Origin of the sequence: Micromonospora sp. WMMD956, from assembly GCF_029626125.1 — a bacterium.
Lineage (GTDB): Bacteria > Actinomycetota > Actinomycetes > Mycobacteriales > Micromonosporaceae > Micromonospora > Micromonospora carbonacea.
The window spans coordinates 4,990,354-5,006,764 of record NZ_JARUBI010000005.1 but is presented as its reverse complement, the minus strand read 5'-3'; the positions used below and the strand labels follow the sequence as shown (position 1 = coordinate 5,006,764).

General features: G+C 67.3%; 13 protein-coding genes, 1 pseudogene and 1 CRISPR repeat array (1 of these 15 cut by a window edge). Of the genes and pseudogenes, 6 read left to right on the top strand and 8 right to left on the bottom strand.

Annotated elements, in window-relative coordinates; translation table 11 throughout:
* Positions 1-423: 423 nt before the first annotated feature.
* The 5 genes from O7628_RS22640 to O7628_RS22620 all read right to left on the bottom strand — a co-directional run bounded on the left by O7628_RS22640 (position 424) and on the right by O7628_RS22620 (position 5,898).
* Positions 424-1,506: a Gfo/Idh/MocA family oxidoreductase gene (locus O7628_RS22640; RefSeq protein WP_278133437.1), complete on the bottom strand. Its 1,083-nt coding sequence runs from the start codon at positions 1,504-1,506 to the stop codon at positions 424-426.
* On the bottom strand, positions 1,503-2,684 hold the full coding sequence (locus O7628_RS22635; protein WP_278133435.1) for a Gfo/Idh/MocA family oxidoreductase: 1,182 nt from the start codon (positions 2,682-2,684) through the stop codon (positions 1,503-1,505). Before O7628_RS22635 ends, O7628_RS22640 begins: the two co-directional genes overlap by 4 nt.
* A 60-nt stretch (positions 2,685-2,744) precedes the next feature.
* The gene (locus tag O7628_RS22630; RefSeq protein WP_278133434.1) at positions 2,745-4,049 is read right to left on the bottom strand and encodes an extracellular solute-binding protein; all 1,305 of its coding nucleotides are present in this window, start codon (positions 4,047-4,049) and stop codon (positions 2,745-2,747) included.
* A gap of 66 nt (positions 4,050-4,115) precedes the next feature.
* A complete protein-coding gene (locus O7628_RS22625) occupies positions 4,116-4,967 on the bottom strand; it encodes a carbohydrate ABC transporter permease (RefSeq protein ID WP_278133432.1) in 852 nt (283 codons plus the stop codon).
* The gene (locus O7628_RS22620; protein ID WP_278133430.1) at positions 4,960-5,898 is read right to left on the bottom strand and encodes a sugar ABC transporter permease; all 939 of its coding nucleotides are present in this window, start codon (positions 5,896-5,898) and stop codon (positions 4,960-4,962) included. Before O7628_RS22620 ends, O7628_RS22625 begins: the two co-directional genes overlap by 8 nt.
* Before the next feature lie 317 nt (positions 5,899-6,215).
* On the opposite strand from O7628_RS22620, the gene O7628_RS22615 reads away from it, so the two are divergent.
* Both O7628_RS22615 and O7628_RS22610 read left to right on the top strand, forming a co-directional pair.
* Positions 6,216-7,211, top strand: a complete 996-nt coding sequence (locus O7628_RS22615) for a LacI family DNA-binding transcriptional regulator (protein WP_278133428.1) — start codon at positions 6,216-6,218, stop codon at positions 7,209-7,211.
* 26 nt (positions 7,212-7,237) lie between these two features.
* Positions 7,238-7,483 (top strand): annotated as a pseudogene (locus O7628_RS22610) (site-specific integrase); the annotation flags it as partial.
* Between the two features lie 416 nt (positions 7,484-7,899).
* Here the strand turns inward: O7628_RS22610 and O7628_RS22605 are convergent.
* Entirely contained in the window at positions 7,900-8,274 is a 375-nt protein-coding gene (locus O7628_RS22605) for a hypothetical protein (protein WP_278133426.1), read from the bottom strand.
* 114 nt (positions 8,275-8,388) lie between these two features.
* On the opposite strand from O7628_RS22605, the gene O7628_RS22600 reads away from it, so the two are divergent.
* The gene (locus O7628_RS22600) at positions 8,389-9,807 is read left to right on the top strand and encodes a helix-turn-helix domain-containing protein (protein ID WP_347405245.1); all 1,419 of its coding nucleotides are present in this window, start codon (positions 8,389-8,391) and stop codon (positions 9,805-9,807) included.
* Between the two features lie 3 nt (positions 9,808-9,810).
* On the opposite strand, the gene O7628_RS22595 is transcribed toward O7628_RS22600, so the two are convergent.
* Positions 9,811-10,377 (bottom strand): NUDIX hydrolase, encoded by a 567-nt coding sequence (locus tag O7628_RS22595; RefSeq protein ID WP_278133424.1) that lies wholly within the window; start codon positions 10,375-10,377, stop codon positions 9,811-9,813.
* 428 nt (positions 10,378-10,805) lie between these two features.
* On the bottom strand, positions 10,806-11,837 hold the full coding sequence (locus O7628_RS22590; protein ID WP_278133422.1) for a hypothetical protein: 1,032 nt from the start codon (positions 11,835-11,837) through the stop codon (positions 10,806-10,808).
* A gap of 1,131 nt (positions 11,838-12,968) precedes the next feature.
* Here O7628_RS22590 and O7628_RS22585 point away from each other — a divergent pair.
* The 3 genes from O7628_RS22585 to O7628_RS22575 are packed head-to-tail and all read left to right on the top strand — an operon-like array spanning position 12,969 to position 15,909.
* Complete coding sequence (locus tag O7628_RS22585; protein WP_278133420.1) at positions 12,969-14,495, top strand: replication initiator; 1,527 nt, start codon at positions 12,969-12,971, stop codon at positions 14,493-14,495.
* Positions 14,492-14,689, top strand: a complete 198-nt coding sequence (locus tag O7628_RS22580; RefSeq protein ID WP_278133419.1) for an excisionase family DNA-binding protein — start codon at positions 14,492-14,494, stop codon at positions 14,687-14,689. The genes O7628_RS22585 and O7628_RS22580 overlap by 4 nt, the downstream gene beginning before the upstream one ends.
* Positions 14,689-15,909 (top strand): site-specific integrase, encoded by a 1,221-nt coding sequence (locus O7628_RS22575; protein ID WP_278133417.1) that lies wholly within the window; start codon positions 14,689-14,691, stop codon positions 15,907-15,909. Before O7628_RS22580 ends, O7628_RS22575 begins: the two co-directional genes overlap by 1 nt.
* Positions 15,910-16,306: 397 nt before the next feature.
* A CRISPR array of direct repeats spans positions 16,307-16,411; the repeat unit is 28 nt; unit sequence GGATCACCCCCGCGTGCGCGGGGAACAG (it continues 597 nt past the right edge of the window).

Below are 16,411 nucleotides of genomic sequence, written 5' to 3'. Positions count from 1 at the left end.
TTCCTAGATCCGCCTACGGGCGATTGCCTCAGGGCGAGCAGTCGCGGTAGAGATATCGACGGCAAGGCCGCAACGCCACTGTGGAGCGCCATGTCCGGCTATCAATTCCATACCGGCAGGAATCCCAAAATCCGACTATCGCATGTGCTGGATGTGACGATACGCGACTAAGGTCTCGTTGTAGCCAACGGGAGCGTCGAGGGCCGAGAACGGCGGCCGACTGATCGATCATTCGGACTTGTACGGACAGGACGAGGCGACAGGTCAGCGAGCGCGGAGCGCTACCAGGACGAACTGTGAGCCACCCCCGTTTTCCTGGCACCTCTTCGTGAAACTCGGGGAACATCACCCCGGACAACGCCCACCGGCCAGGCAGAGAACTCAGGTTCGGCACCTGCCTGACCAGCCTGGCGTCGGCGGCAGTCAGCGCGAGGTCGACAGATCGGTCGCCTGGTTCTGGGCCTGGATGGCCAGCTCGATGACCTTGAACGCGTGGGCCTGAGTCATGGCGTTCTCGGTCCTGTCGAGGCAGTCGAGGATGAGCCGGCCGAAGTACGGGTAGCCGACCTTACCGGTGACCCGGAAGTGCGTCTCGCCGTCGTCGTTCGCGAGGAAGAGGTGGCCGGGGCCGTCCGCGGTACCGAGGTTCATGTACTTGCGCTGCTCGATGAAACCGTTGGTGCCCAGGATGAAGGTCCGACCATCGCCCCACGTCTGCAGGCCGTTCGGCGTGAACCAGTCGCACCGCAGGTAGCCGGTCGCGCCGGTGTTCGTGACCAGATTCGCGTCACCGAAGTCGTCGAGGCCGGGATGGTCCGGGTGCGCGTAGTTGGCGATCTGGCTGTTGACCACCTTGGCGTCGGTGGACCCGGTGTAGTGCAGGATCTGGTCGACGTTGTGACTGCCGATGTCCGTCAGGATGCCCCCGTACCTGTCCTTCTCGAAGAACCAACCGGGCCGGCTGCCCGCGTTCAGGCGGTGCGGACCGAACCCGACGACCTGCAACACGCGGCCGATCGCACCCTGCTGGATGAGCTGCTCGGCGAAGACCGCCGTCTCGACGTGGATGCGCTCCGAGTAGTACACGGCGTACTTCAGCCCGGTGCGCTCCACCGCAGCCCGAGCGGCGGCAAGCTGCTCGAGCGTGGTCAGCGGAGCCTTGTCGGTGAAGTAGTCCTTGCCTGAGTCGATGACCCGCAGGCCCAGGGCACACCGCTCGCTCGTGATGGCCGCACCGGCGACCAGCCGGACCCTCGGGTCGTCAAGTATCTCGGCTTCGACACGCGCGACGCGGACGGAAGGGAAGCGCTCGCGGAATTGCGCGACTCGCCTCTCATCGGTGTCGTACACCCACTTGAGGGTGGCACCGGCACCGATCAGCCCCTCGCACATGCCATAGATGTGACCATGGTCGAGGCCCATGGCTGCGAACACGAATCCACCCGCCTCGACGACGGGAGCGGGCAAAGGTGGCGGCGCGTACGTCGCGCCATCGCCAGCGCTCATCGGAGCCCTGCGGCGACATCGTCGGCCCGCTCGCCCGGAACACTGATCGATCCGGACTGGTGCCGGACCGCGGCCGCCTTCGCAAAGAACCGCGGGGCACGCTCGGCGACCGTACCGCTCTGGCAGTAGGGATCATCGGCCGGCAAGGGCAGGTCGACGGTCTGCTGCTCGATTCCCGCCTTGTAGATGGCGGTGATGACCTCGATGGTGAGTCGCCCGTCGCGACCGTCGATGGCGGGTCGCCTGCCTTCCTCGATGGCGCTGAGCACGTCGTCGATCTGGCCCTGGTGCCCCGTGTGGGACAGCGGCGCGCAATCGGACATCAGCGTACGCAGACCATCGACCAACGCCGTGTTGCCCGCCGGCTCGGGGAACCCGTTGAGCTGGGAGATTTCGGCGCTCACGTCGCCCGCGAGGCTCACACTGGCAGCGCGCCCGTGCACCAGGATCCGCTGGTGCTCACCGTGGTCGACCACCGAACTGGAGACCGTGGCCAGCGCCCGTTCGTACTGCAACACGGCGACCGACAGGTCCTCGACCTCGGCGTTCTCGTGGGCAGCGTTCGTGAGCACGGCGGTGACCGCGGCCGGCGCTCCCAGCAGCCACAGCAACAGATCGATGTGGTGCACCGCGTGGTTGAGCGTCGGGCCACCCCCCTCCTTCGCCCATGTGCCACGCCACCACATGTCGTAGTACGGCAGGCCGCGCCACCAGGCAGAGTCGACCTGCACATGGGTGATCCTGCCGAGCAGCCCCGAGTCCACGGCGGTCTTCAGCCGGACAACGTCGTTGCGGAAACGGTTCTGTGCGACCGAGCTGAAGGTCGCTCCGCTGGCGGACTCCGCACGGAGGATGGCATCGCATGCCGCGAGCGAGGGCGCCATGGGCTTCTCGCACAGAACGTTCACCCTCGCGGACAGGCAGTCGACAGAGATCCGCTCGTGTGTGTCCGGTGGGGTACAGACACTGACGAGATCGAGCTTCTCGTGTGCGAGCAATTCCTCATGCGTACGGTAGACGCGAGCATCACGTGGGCCGAGTTCGCGGCGCTTCGCCTCTCCGACGTCGGGTGACGGGTCGACGAATGCCGTGATGCGGCAGCGATCGGGGAAAGCGTTGTAGGCGTTGATGTGGGAACTGGAGATCCCGCCTGCGCCGATGATGGCAACCTTGATCAAGTCGAGCTCCTGCCTGGCGTTCTCTGGTGGGAGCGGGGAGTCCTGCGGGGTGTGACCGGGTCAGGAGGCGGCGTCGATGGCACCCTGGACGGTGTCGATGAAGCCCTTGGCCGCGTCGGCGGTGGACATCTGTCCCAGCAGCGCCTGCTCGTTGTAGCGGCCGATGACCGTCTGCACGTCGCTGGCGCCGTTCGGGGTGACGGGCGAGCCGGGACCGGACTGCTCGCCCATCTGGGCGCTGAAGTCGACCACCAGCTGGTTGGACGCATCGAGCGAATTCTCGAGGACCTTCGTGAACGCGGGGTTCACCGGGACGCCGCGCTCGACCCCGAAGAGCTTGGCGACCCGCTCGTCGCTGGCGAGAAAGTTGATGAGCAGGCCGGCTTCGGCCAGATGCGTGCTCTGCGAGGACGCCGTCCAGTACATCGAGGGTTTGAGGTACTGGAACCCTTTCTTGGCCGAGCCATCCGTCGGCCAGTTCCCGATCGTGTACTCGAAGTCGGGCGCGGCCGCCTGGTAGGAGGGGAACGAACCGGCCGCGATGAACATCATGCCGACGCCGCCGGTGACGATCGAGCTCTGGTCGAGCGGGACCCCGTTGGTCTCCGCCCACTCGGCCGCCGACGTCGACGCGCCGGAGGCGATCCAGCTGCGCTCGAGGTCGAAATATGCCTGGACCGTCTGTGGAGAGATGGAGACGCTGCCGTCCGTGCTGAAGAGTTCCTCGCCGTGCTGCCGTGCCCAGATGCGGAGGCTGAACGTGTCAGCGCCGAAGAGGTTGACGCCTCGGACCTTGCCGCCGGACGCCTTCGACAGAGCCAGGGCGGTCGCGTTGAACTCGTCCCAGGTCCACGATGTCGTGTCCGGAAGCGGGACGCCGTACTTCTCGAACAGCGTCTTGTTGATGATGACGCCGTTCGGTGCGGCGCCGATGGGCAGGCCCAGCAGCTTGCCGCCGACTCGTCCGGAGTCGAGCACCGAGGCGTGGAGGGTGTCCGTCTTGAGGAACCTGGACAGCGAGCCGAGGTCCGCCAGAGCGCCCTTGGCGCCGTAGGAGGCGAGGTAGACCTCGTCGAACTGCATGACGTCCGGGGCGTCTCCGCCTGCGGTGGTGGTCGCCAGACGGTCCCAGTAGCCGCTCCAGTCCGCGAACTGCGGCTCCACCGCGATGTCGGGGTGATCCTGCTCGAAGAGCTTGATCGCTTCCAGCGTCGCCTGGGTCCGGGCATCACCGCCCCACCAGGTCATCGAGATGGTCACGTCGCCGTCCGAGCGTTCGACGTCGCTGGTGTTGGCAGCGGTTCCGCAGGCGTAAAGGAACATGCTGGCGGCTGCGGTGGCCGCGATCGCGCCGAGGGCGCGCATTCGTCGCATTGGGTTCAGCCTTTCCGGTGGGGGCGGACGGATCGGGCGTGGTTCATCGACGCGGCGTCACTTCCTGCCGGTCGTCGCGATCCCTCGCGTAAGGAACCTCTGCCCGAAGAGGAAGACGAGGAACACCGGGACGAGCGACACGACACTCATGGCGAACAGGGCACCGAAATCGGATTGCGACTGGGCGTCGATCAGGGACCGAAGTGCAACGGGCACGGTGTACCGGTCTGGTTTCGTGAGGAAGATGAGTTGCGAGAAGAAATCGTTCCACGTCCAGATGAAGGTGAAGATCGCAGTGGTAGCGAGGGCCGGCACCATCAGCGGCAGCATGATCTGCAAATAGATGCGCACATGTCCGGCGCCGTCGAGACGCGCCGCCTCGTCGAGCTCGCGAGGAATTCCTCGAATGAACTGCACCATCAAGAAGATGAAGAAGGCATCCGTGGCGAGGAACTTCGGGACGACGAGCGGGAGGAACGTGTTGATCCAGCCGAGCTGCGCGAAGAGCACGTACTGAGGGATGATCAGCACATGAACCGGCAGCATGATCGTCACAAGCATGATGACGAATCCGACCGACCTCCACCTGAATTTCAAGCGGGCAAACGCATAGGCCGCCATCGAGCAGGAGATGAGGTTGCCCACCACCGCGCCGGCGACGACCGCGGCAGAATTACCGAGGTACGCGCTGAACGGGCGTTGCAGCGCGTTCCACCCGTCGGGATAGTGCGAGAAGTCGAACGTGTCGACGAAGATCGCGGACGTTGTGAAGATCTCGCTGTTGGGACGGACGGAGCTGGCGAACATCCACAGAAGCGGATACAACATGAGCAACACGACAACCACGAGAGCCGCGTGAGTCACCAGGTTCGAGAACGAGAAGCGCGCTCCTACTTTTTTGTCAGTCATTGTAGAAGACCCAGTACCTTGAGAGCCGGAAGTTGATAGCGGTGAACGCTCCAATGATAATCAACAAGAGCCAGGCAAGCGCCGACGCATAGCCCATCCGCAGGCCGGTGAATCCCTCCTGGTAGAGATAGAGGGAGAAGAACAGGGTCGAGTCGGCCGGGCCACCGCTCCCGTTCGAGATGATGAACGCCTGGGTGAACGCCTGGAATGACCCTATGATCCCGAGCACCAGGTTGAAGAAGATGATGGGGCTCAGCAGCGGCACCGTGATCGACCGGAACCGGTGCCACCTGTCCGCCCCATCGACCTGGGCTGCCTCGTGCAGTTCCTGAGGGATCTGCCGCAGACCGGCAAGAAAAATCACCATGGGCGATCCGAACGTCCACACATGAAGGACGATGATCGTGCTCAACGCAGTACCGGGTTCCGCGATCCAGGCAGGTCCCTGAATGCCGAAGATACCCAGAAACGAGTTGAGCAGCCCTTCGGCACCGAAGACGAGCCGCCAGAGCACGGCGATCGCGACGCTCCCGCCCAGGAGGGAGGGAAGGTAGAGAACCGACCGGTAGAGCGGGAGCGCGCGCAGGCCACGATCCAGGATCACGGCGATTCCAAGCGCCACCGCGAGCTGAATAGGCACGGAGACGATCACATAGGTGAACGTGACGCCGAGCGACTTGGCGAGGCGCTGGTCGCCGAGCATGCGATTGATGTTGTCCAGGCCGGTGAAGACTGGGTCCTGCAGAAGGTTGTAGTTGGTGAACGCAAGGTACAGCGACACCAGGACGGGGCCCAGCGTGATTCCGACCAAGCCGACCAGCCAGGGTGCGAGGAACCCGAACGCCGCGAGGTTGTCTGATCCCGCGCTCTTGTCGTGGCCGCGACGCCCGCGGTTGGCGCGTAGCTGGTGCAGCTCGTCGAGCGCGCTCATCGGTGCGCTCCCGGCCGGCTCGGGCCGAGGATGGCACGAGTCATGCGCGAACCGTTCGTCCGCGATGCTCCACGTCGGTGACGAGCGGGAGGTGCGAGCTGGCCAGGTCGCCCGGCGCGGCGACGCGCAGCGGTGGAGCCCAAGGGAGTCCTCCTCCGTGAGGTCGCGGCCCGCGACGACTGCACTGACGGGCAAGTGATACGTATCAATAATGATTCGTATCACTACACTGAGGATCACAGTGGCTCGTGTCAAGAGACAGCGGTGAAATGAGGCGGCGGGATGGTGTGGCCAGACGAGACGAGGGAGAGACGCTCATGAGAGTTCGCACGACCAGCCGTGACGTCGCGCGACTCGCGGGTGTGGCGCAGTCGACGGTCTCCTACGTCTTGGCCGGGAAGGGGTCGATCTCGGCCGCGACCCGAAGGCGCGTGCTGGCCGCGGTCGAGGAGCTGGGATACCAACCCAACCTCGTGGCACGGGCGATGCGAACCCGACGCACCGGCCGGGTCGCCGTGGTGATGGGTGTCCCGATCTACAACCCGGTACGCATGCTGGCCGGCGCAGGATCGGCAGCCGAGGCGGCCGGCTACATGATGGAAGTCCACACCGTCGATGGCGACGTCGAGCGACGCAGTCAGCGGGTCCTCGAACTGGCAGGCTCAGGAGAGTTCGAGGGCGTCCTCTCGTTCGCCCCGATCGAACCCGACCTCGGCGACAAGGCACCCGAGGGCGTCCCTGTCGTTACCTCCGCTGACTTCGACAACGAGATGCACACCGTCGGCGAGCTGGCGGACGCCACACCCGTCAAGACCTTCATTGAGCGGCTCGCCGACCTGGGCCATACACGATTCCTGCACGTCGCCGGCCCGCAGAGCTTCGTGTCAGCACAGGACCGCGCTCGGACGTACGTCGGGACGATCGAACGGCTCGGCCTGGAGTCACTCGGTGTCGTCGGGTTCGACTGGACGGGCGAGGTCGGCGTGGAAGCGATGCGGTCGCTTCCCGACGACGCGGTGCCGCTGGCGGTCATCGCCGTCAACGACCTCGTCGCCGTCGGTGTGATGCGCGGCGCTCTCAAACGCGGCTGGTCCGTGCCTCACGACGTGAGCGTCACCGGCTGGGACAACTACGACGTCGGCCCGTTCCTCTCCCCCTCTCTGACGACTGTCGACAACGATCGCGCGGAGGCCGGCCGACGAGCGATGGTGCGTCTCATCGCAGCGCTCCGAGGTGAGGTTCCCCCCGGCGAGACCGCATCGCTGAACAAGGTCATCTGGCGCGAGTCAACCGCAGCACCTGGAACCGCCTGACCTCAAGAGACCTTCCCAGCTCTCGTCGACAGGGGTTCCGCCGAGTCGTCGCCCTGCCCGGCTTGGCCCCGGCCGTCTGGACGCCGCGCGAACTCCGGCACGGCTTCGTCGCACTGCGCTCCGGCAGCGGCGTCTCGTTGGAGGCCATCGCCGACCTGCGCGGCCACGCCGGCACGACCGTCACCGAGAAGGTGTTTCGGCATCAGCTACGTCCGGTGATTCTCGACGGAGCGGAAGCAACGAATGCGACCTTCGGGTCGAGGCACCCGTAGTCACTCAGTTGGTCATCCCGCCTATGCAGATAGACCCGGATCATCAATCCAATCCGGGTCTCTACCTGTCGTGGGCGATACTGGGATCGAACCAGTGACCTCTTCGGTGTGAACTCGCGGCAAGCCGGTCGGATCGGGTGTCATCCGAGGTCATCCGGTCTGGCGGGGTCGGCTCGGGTCGGGTTCGGTGGGTGGGGTTGCTGTACTTCGCTGCTGTACTGCTCGTCGACGAGGAACTGCCCAAAGTGGGCGCGTCGCTGTAGCCAGTGCTGGCGGTCGTCGCAGGGGTGGGGTCGGCCGCACCCGCATAGGCTCAGGGCCGATTCGGCGTGCTTGGTCAGCAGGATGTCCGCGTGGGCAACCTGTGCCCTGGCGTACTCGCGGAAGGCCGCCGAGGTGTAGAGGGCTCCCATCGGTCATCGCCTCGGCCTGGGGGTGTGGCGGCGGTGCCAGAGGGCTTCGGCGACGGCGTCCACGGGGTCGATGTCCCCGGCCGCCAGGCGCTCGCGGGTGACGGCGATCCAGGGTGGTGAGGCGGGGGTGGCTTGGCCGCAGGCGGTGCGCATTCCCTGCTGGGCGAGTTGGGCCAGGCGGCAGGGGTCGCGTTGGTTCTCGTGCCAGCAGCCGGCGACCACGCAGAAGCCGAAGCTGTCGGGTCGGTGGGCCTCCCAGAGGGCGCGGGCCAGCCGCCACAGCAGGCGGTGCTGGCAGTCGGCGGGTGGTTCCACGGGCGGGTTGTCGACATCGAAGGACATGCGCCGACCATCCCGGCCGGCGGCGGCCGGTTCCATGGCCAGCGGTCATGTCACGGTGACATGGGACGGCTCGACCAGCGCGAACGGTCGCCCTAGGCTGTCGACCCGAACACCTTGAGTAGTCGGAACGCGACGCTGGGAGCCGCCGTGCTGCTCGATCCGCTCGATCCCCTTCGGATTCCGGAGGATGCGTGGTCGCATGGCGAGGTGCTGACCGTGCTGGCCGCCCGCGACATCGGCGGGCTGTTCCGCTGGATCACGAGTCTCACCGGGGCGAGTCAGAGCCGGATCGGCGCCACCGTCGGGCTGGAACAGGGCTACGTCAGCCGGATCATGGCCGGACGCAAGGTCACCTCGATCGACGTCCTCGAACGGATCGCCGACGGCTGCCGGATGCCCGACCAGGCGCGTACCACGATGGGCCTGGCACCCCGGCAGGCCGCACCGCCAACCGACCCCGGTCGGCGCGTTCCCGGCGAGCCGCCGTTGCAGCGGACCTGGCGCGACGACGTACGTAGTGCGACAGAGCTTTGGCGAGGTGACGTGAACCGTCGAGACGTGCTCCAGCAGGTGGCCTTCAGCTCCGCCGGCTACACCCTGCCGGCGCTGCGCTGGTTCACCGCCCCCGACCCGGCCCCGGTCACCCAACCCGGCCGCAACACGGTCGGTCAACCCGAGATTGACACCATCCGGGCGATGACCACGACCTACCGCCAGCTCGACAACCAGTACGGCGGCGGGCACGCCCGCGACACCGTCGCCCGCTACCTCCACCAGGAGGTGACCCCATTGCTCACCGACGGCCGGTACGACCACGCCACCGGGCAACGGCTGCTCAGCGCCGCCGCCGAACTCGCCCAGCTCGCCGGCTGGCAGGCGTACGACACCGCCGAGCACGGCATCGCCCAGCGATACCTGACCCTCGCCCTGGACTTCGCCCACGCCGCCGGAGACGACGGCCTCGGCGCGGAGATCCTCGCCGCGATGAGCCACCAGGCCACCTACCTCGGCCACACCGCCACCGGCCTCGACCTCGCCCGCGCCGCGGGTCAGACCGCCCGCCGCGCCGGGGTCCCCGTCCTGACCGCCGAAGCCCACGTCATGGAAGCCCACGCCCTGGCCAAGGCCAACGACGAACGGGCCTGCGCCGCCGCCCTACACCAGGCCGAACAAGCCCTCGACCGGGCCGACCGCAGCAGCGACCCGCAGTGGCTCAGCTACTTCGACGAGGCGTACCTGTCGGCCAAGTTCGGCCACTGCTTCCACGCCCTTGGCCGCAACGCTCACGCCGAACGCTTCGCCGCCCGATCCCTGCGGATGGACAACCGATACGTACGCGGCAGAGCCTTCAACCTCGCCCTGCTCGCCAGCGTCCACGCCCAGCAGGGCGAACCGGAGCGGGCCTGCACCATCGGCGCGGAAGCCCTGACCCTGACCAACCAGCTCCGCTCGGCCAGAGCTGTCCGCTACCTCCGCGACCTGCAAGCGCAGCTTGCCCCGCACCGGCGGCTGCCCGCCGTCCGGCACTTCACCGGCCGCGTCGACGCCACCCTCGGCCTGCGGCGCTGACCATCACAGCTCCCCGCGTGCCCTCCGCGCGACCAACTCCAGCACCGCAATCACCGTGCCGGCACCGACGATCTCACCCCGGGACACCAGCTCGTACGCCTCGTCGAGCGGGATCCAGGCGACCTGCTCTGCCTCGTTCACGTCCACGGGTGCGCCGATGTGCTCGGCCTGCCGGGCCAGGAAGAGCATGTTCTCGGCGTCGGCAGTGCCGACCCACGGTTGGAAGGACAGCAACGGCTCGACCGCCTGGGGCCGCCAGCCGGTCTCCTCCTCGACCTCCCGCACCGCGCACTGCGCCGGCTGCTCCTGGTCGTCGACGTAGCCACCGGGCAACTCCCACACCCACCGGTCGAACACGAACCGGTGCCGCCGCATCAACAGCAGGCGCTGCTGATCGTCGAGTACGGCGACCATGGCCGACCGGGGAGCCCGGATCACGTACTGCTCAAACCGAACCCCGTCGGGCAACTCCACCTCGGCGATACTCAGCCGCGCCCGCCTGGTGTCGTCCACGACCCGCTCGCCGTGGATGGTCCACCGGGTCAACTCCGCCGCCTGCTTCTCCACCACCCCGCCAGTATCCGCGCCGAACCATCACCACGCGCCGCAGGCAACGCCTCCTGGCGCACTGCTCGGCCACCGCCTAGCCGACGAGGACCCCGACACCGACCCCCGTCGGGGGGATGCGGACCCAAGCTGCCGGCCGTTGCCGACTGGTAGCGGCCTTCCTCGATGAGCAGGTGCCAGGCGTCGTCGATTCATATTCCGCGTCGGCCTGTATCGGGGCTCGCGCTGCCTTCTTGCTGCCTCGCTGCCTGACGCTTCGCTTACGAGCTCTGCGCGCTCCGTCCAGACGCCTTCGTCTACGTCTCCGACGTCGAGCGCTGATCCGCAGCCCTCTCCGCATGGCCCTGCGCTCACCCCTGTCGCTGTGACCGTTGCTTTCGACAGCAGCATAGACGCCAGTCGCGCTTTAGACCCTGCACATCTCGATATATTCATCGACCACGAACCCAATCTTCATCTGGCTCATAATTGCTATAAGGGTCACTATTGGGATCAAGCTCAATCTCCATAGGGTAGTCCAACTCAGCCAGCTCCTCCTCTTCCAATTCAAGTTCGCAAACCGGACACTCGAAGAAGAACGGATAAGCCGTCCTCGGCGCAAAGGAATACTGAGTTCCATCGTCATCATATCCAATTTCTGGCTGCCCTTCGTCAACGTGACAGACCAGCCACCCTTGCTGCTTACAGGCAGGGCATTGGTAAGGCTCGTTATGGTCGGCAGTCGTGTATGGATCACGTCGGGATAAGGCAGAAAGAACAACTGCTCTGCCTGCCGCATCGAGGCCAGAAACCAGGCCGGCAAACCGCCTTTCGGCAACAGCAATCTTGGCTGCAACAATGCGGCGAACCTCGCTCTTGGCTACGTCAAGTATCTCGTCTACCACCCCAATCGCATGATCGCCCCAGTACTTATCACGTTCGAGCAACAGAGCCGCTAGCAATCCCTCCACGAGACGACACATCACCGCAACGGCTGCACGCAACTCGTCCGGCAAAACCATCCCCATATGGGCAGCCGAATTGCGAACCCGCAAGACCACCTGATCAGATTGGAGATTGAAGGAAAGAGATGGGTGCAGATGTTTGGCTATTTTCAAAGCCTCCAACGCACCGACTGTCTTCATCTCAGCAATTCGCGCAGAGGCCAAGTTTGCATTCCCCGAAAGAATGAGAATCGTATCCCGATCACCCTTTTCGGCCAGCAGTCCGGGCTCAACGCTGGCCAGAAATGCTTTGGCAAGCAACTCCACGGCGCAGCCCGCACTGACGGCGGCCTGAGTCAATCCGTCTTGGTCATCGGTAGCAAACAACTCGATTGCTTGTCTTGCGTGATGCCTCGCAGACAAAGCAAGCACTTGTTTTAAGCGACCATGCTCAACTACGTGCTTTCCTACCGGCCACCAGGTGCCCCCGGTCGCACCTGGCCCACCCCAATACGTCGTTCCCCAGCTCTCAACAGTCATCCAGGTCCATTTCCATGCCAGGCCTCCTAGGAACAGGGCAAGCGCGTCTTGGAACGCGCAAAGCTCCTATTGTGCGGTGCCATCCCGTCTGCCGTCGACCCGCACCCCTGTGGAGCGGGCCGCCGGCCGGCCCGCCACGTCAAGACGGCCTTGACGCCCGTACGGACGCTGGCGGGTCGGGCGGTGGTCTGCTCGGCTCGCCCGGGTCGACGGCGGGCGGGATGGCTCCCCACCGCCACCACCCACGGACCGCAAGTTGCCGACGGTCCTCGGCCATCCTGGAGCCGGAGCGCCCCCGCCGGAGGCGCAGTAACCGCAACCCCGCCACCGGCCCGCCGGCCGCCGACGGACCTGGCGTGCGCTCCCCCACGCCGCGCGGTGCTGGCCGCGCGGCCCGGCCGGCTGCCGGCCCACCACCCCAACGGGAAACGGCCTGCCGTCGGCCGGCGGCCCCCCGGGCTACCCGCCCTCCGCGCCAGCCGCCGGGCGTGTTGCGTGACCGGAGTCGGAGCGCCAGCGGAGCGACGGGCACGCGCCCTGGCGGCGGCGCGTGCGGCCCGTTCAGGGCCGCCTTGATAGACGTACAGAAAGTCCTCCCACACCGGCCGGCAGCCGGCCGTCCCGCTTCGGCGCTGCGAAGTCACGACGGGTTGACGTGTCGGTACCCGGTGCTACTCTGGCCCTCGTCGAGCTGTGCAGCGCGGCCTTCCCGCCGGATCGCTGAACTCGACCTCGGAGTTGCCGAGCGGCCTTCCTGCCGCTGACGTGGGGCACGTCCCGCCGGCTCTCGATCGCACCGGCCACTGCGCCGGTCCGGAATCCGGTGAGCGGCCCAGCACGGCCTTCCCTGCCGTCCACGATGGCCCTCGGATTCGCGCACCTCGACGGGTGGGGATCGCCTGCGGCAACCACCGGAAGCCGACGACCAGGCACCCCACCCGTCCCCGCCTCACCAAGATCTAGAAACCCAGCTCAACGGCGGCACGCGGCCCGATGGCCAGACCCCGCCCTCCGGCGTGAGCCGCCCTCTCCGGCGGTGCCAGGAGACACCACGAACACCACCGACGGACACCGTTCCGGCGTCCGGTGGCAGTTCGTCGCCCGTCCCCTGCCACCCCTTGAGGAGAACCCGTGTCCCGTGACGCCCAGGCCCTGCACCGCGCCGCCACCCCGGACTTCTTCGGCTGGCTGGAGCACACCCGCGCCGCCGGTGCCTGTACCCGCCCGATCCGCCTGACCGGCACCCTCACCACCGTCGAACCCGACACCGGCCGCCTCCTGGCCGAGCAGCACACCGACGAGCTGCCCGACCGGACGCTCTACAAGGCGTGCGCCAACCGCCGTGCCGCCCAGTGCCCCGACTGCGCCTGGGTCTACGCCGGTGACGCCTTCCAGGTCGTCCGCTGCGGCCTCACCGGCGGCAAAACCATCCCCGCCACCGTCAGCGCGCATCCGGTCGTCTTCGCCACCTTCACCGCACCGTCCTTCGGCCCGGTCCACCACCGGCACATCCCCCGACACACCTGCGCCGGCCGGCGGCGCTGCGACTGCCGGCCCGCACCCTGCCGCGCCCGGAGTATCGCCGGCACCTGCCCGCACGGGCGGCCCGCGGCCTGCTTCACCCGCCACGACGCCGACGATCCGCAGCTCGGCCGACCGCTCTGCCTGGACTGCTACGACCACGACCACCAGGCCGTCTGGAACTACTTCTCAGGCGAGCTGTGGCGGCGCACGAAACAGGCCATCGAACGCCACCTCACCGCCCTGTGCCGCCGACGCGGCATCCCCCACGTCCAGGTCGTCACCGACTCCGGCCGGGTCCGGCGGGTGCCTCCGGTGCGGGTGTCCCACGGCAAGGTCGCCGAGATGCAGCGCCGGGGCGCGGTGCACTTCCACGTCCTGTTGCGCCTCGACGGCGTCGACCCCCACGACCGGCGCGCCGTGGTCCCGCCGCCGGCCGGCGTCACCGTCGACGACCTCGACGCCGCCGTCCACGCCGCCGCCCGACAGATCACCGTCACCACCCCGCCGCACCCCGACCGCCCACATGGCTGGCCGATCGCCTGGGGCGAGCAGATCGACGTACGCCGCATCGGCACCAGCGACGGCGACGTGACCGACGCCAAGGTCGCCGCCTACCTCGCCAAGTACGCCACCAAGTCCACCGAGGTCACCGGCCACTGCTCCATCCGACTCACCCCGGACACCGTCGACGCCTACGCCGACCCGGAAGGCGACCACCTCGCCCGCCTCATCGACGCCTGCTGGCGACTCGGCCGCCCCACCCACGCTCCGAACAGCAGCACCGCCGACACGACCGGCAAGCGTCAAGCGGTCCTTGACACCGCACCGAACGAATACGCCGGGCTGCGCCGCTGGGCGCACATGCTCGGCTACGGCGGGCACTTCCTCACCAAGGCCCGCCGCTACTCGGTCACCTTCGGCCAGCTCCGCAACACCCGCGCCGCCTACCGCCGCACCGAGCACACCGACACCGCCGGCACGGTCACCGTCGGCACGCTGGCCTTCGTCGGCTCCGGCTGGCTGACCGAGGGCGACGCCCTGCTCGCCAACACCGCCGCCGCCCAACGCCGCGAACGCCACCGCATCGGCCGCGAAGAACTCGCCCACGAGGCGTGGTCGGGGGTGGCGGCATGACCCGACCCCTCACCCCACGGTGGTACTCCCCCGCCGAGGTCGCCGTCCTGCTCGGCTTCGGCCTGTCCAAGGTCAAGATGAAGATCGCCACCGGCGAGCTGCGTTCCATCAAGGACGGCAAGTACCGCCGGATCCTCCCCGAGTGGGTCGACGAGTACATCCGCGAACGGGTCGAACGGCAGGAGGCCGCCTGATGCCCGCCCGTGCCCGCGCCAACGGCGAAGGCTCCATCTTCCCCTACCGCAACGGCTTCGCCGCGTACGTCTGGGTCACCAAGCCCGACGGGAAACGCACCCGCAAGTACGTCTACGGCAAGACCCGGGAGGCCGTCCACGACAAGTGGATCAAGCTGCACCAGCAGGCGAAGCAGGGGCCGGTGGCGACCAGCGTCCCGACGGTCGGCAGCTTCCTCACCTACTGGCTGACCGAGATCGTCCAGCCGAACCGGGCACCACTGACCTTCGCCACCTACGAGACGTTCGTCCGGCGCTACATCGCCCCCGGCCTCGGGGGAAAGCGGCTCGACCGGCTCCAGCCCCGGGACGTGCAGACCTGGCTCAACCAGGTGGCCCGTACCTGCCAGTGCTGCGCCCAGGGCAAGGACGCCGCCCGCCGGCCGGAGAAGCGTCGGTGCTGCGCGGTGGGCCGCTGCTGCCAGGCCGCCCCGTCGCCCCGGACGGTCAGCGACATCCGGGCTGCGCTGCGGGCCGCCCTCACCCACGCCCAGGCCGAAGACCTCATCACCCGGAATCCGGCCGTGCCGGTCACCCTGGCCACGGTCCGCCGCCGACGGGGCAGGTCCTGGTCGAGCGACGAGGCCCGTCGGTTCCTCGAATCGGCCCGCGCCGACGAAGACCCCCTCTACGCCGCGTACGCCCTGGTCCTCGTCACCGGCCTGCGCAAGGGCGAAGCCCTCGGTCTGACCTGGTCGGACGTCGACCTCGACGCCGGTGAGCTGACCATCGGCCGGCAACTGCAACGGGTACGCGGACAGCTCCTGCACCGCGACACCAAGACCCAGGCGTCCGACGCCACGCTGCCCCTGCCCGACATCTGCGTGGCCGCACTGAAGCTGCGACGCGAACAACGCGACGAGGCACGGGCGACCGCCGGGAAGGCGTGGCACGAGAACGACCTCGCATTCACCACCCGCTACGGCACGCCCATCGAGCCGCGCAACTTCCAGCGTTCCTGGCAGACGCGGTGTGACCGGGCGGGCGTACGGCCGATCACCATTCACGACGCCCGCCGGACCTGTGCCACCCTCCTGGCCGACCTCGACGTGCACCCACGGGTCGCCATGCAGATCCTTCGGCACGCCCGGTTCTCGGTGACGATGGAGATCTACACCCAGGTCTCGTCCACGGCGACCCGGGAGGCCCTCAAGCGCCTCGGTGAGTCACTCGGGCACTGACGAGAACTGCTGTACTTCGCTGCTGTACGGGCAACAAAAAGGCCACCTTCATCGATGGAAGGTGGCCTTTGATCTGCGTGGGCGATACTGGGATCGAACCAGTGACCTCTTCGGTGTGAACGAATGATCATGGGACGTTGGCCGCCCGGATCACCCCGCTTCATCTCGGTAGATAGTCCGTCATCGTTTGCTGACGTCCGTCGGCGTGCGTCCCGATTGTCACTCAGTTGGTCACGCAGTGACACACGCTCTCGGCTTTCAAGACCGAGAGTCACACGGCCCTGACCTGCACCAACGAAACCTGATCGGCGACAGCCGACACGTACACGACATGGAGGGAACGAAGGTAGAGCGCGGAGAACAGCGCTCACCTTCGGTCACCCCGGACGTGTAGTCCGGATCACCCCCGCGTACGCGGGGAACAGGAGCGGGGTACGTCCCGTATGGCCCCGCAGCCGGGATCACCCCCGCGTGCGCGGGGAACAGCTGCGCTTCTCGCGGT

Coding starts and splice junctions, on each gene's coding strand:
- O7628_RS22640 (WP_278133437.1), bottom strand. CDS start 1,506: ATGAGCGCTGGCGATGGCGCGACGTACGCGCCGCCACCTTTGCCCGCT.
- O7628_RS22630 (WP_278133434.1), bottom strand. CDS start 4,049: ATGCGCGCCCTCGGCGCGATCGCGGCCACCGCAGCCGCCAGCATGTTC.
- O7628_RS22625 (WP_278133432.1), bottom strand. CDS start 4,967: ATGACTGACAAAAAAGTAGGAGCGCGCTTCTCGTTCTCGAACCTGGTG.
- O7628_RS22620 (WP_278133430.1), bottom strand. CDS start 5,898: ATGAGCGCGCTCGACGAGCTGCACCAGCTACGCGCCAACCGCGGGCGT.
- O7628_RS22615 (WP_278133428.1), top strand. CDS start 6,216: ATGAGAGTTCGCACGACCAGCCGTGACGTCGCGCGACTCGCGGGTGTG.
- O7628_RS22605 (WP_278133426.1), bottom strand. CDS start 8,274: ATGGAACCGGCCGCCGCCGGCCGGGATGGTCGGCGCATGTCCTTCGAT.
- O7628_RS22590 (WP_278133422.1), bottom strand. CDS start 11,837: ATGACTGTTGAGAGCTGGGGAACGACGTATTGGGGTGGGCCAGGTGCG.
- O7628_RS22580 (WP_278133419.1), top strand. CDS start 14,492: ATGACCCGACCCCTCACCCCACGGTGGTACTCCCCCGCCGAGGTCGCC.
- O7628_RS22575 (WP_278133417.1), top strand. CDS start 14,689: ATGCCCGCCCGTGCCCGCGCCAACGGCGAAGGCTCCATCTTCCCCTAC.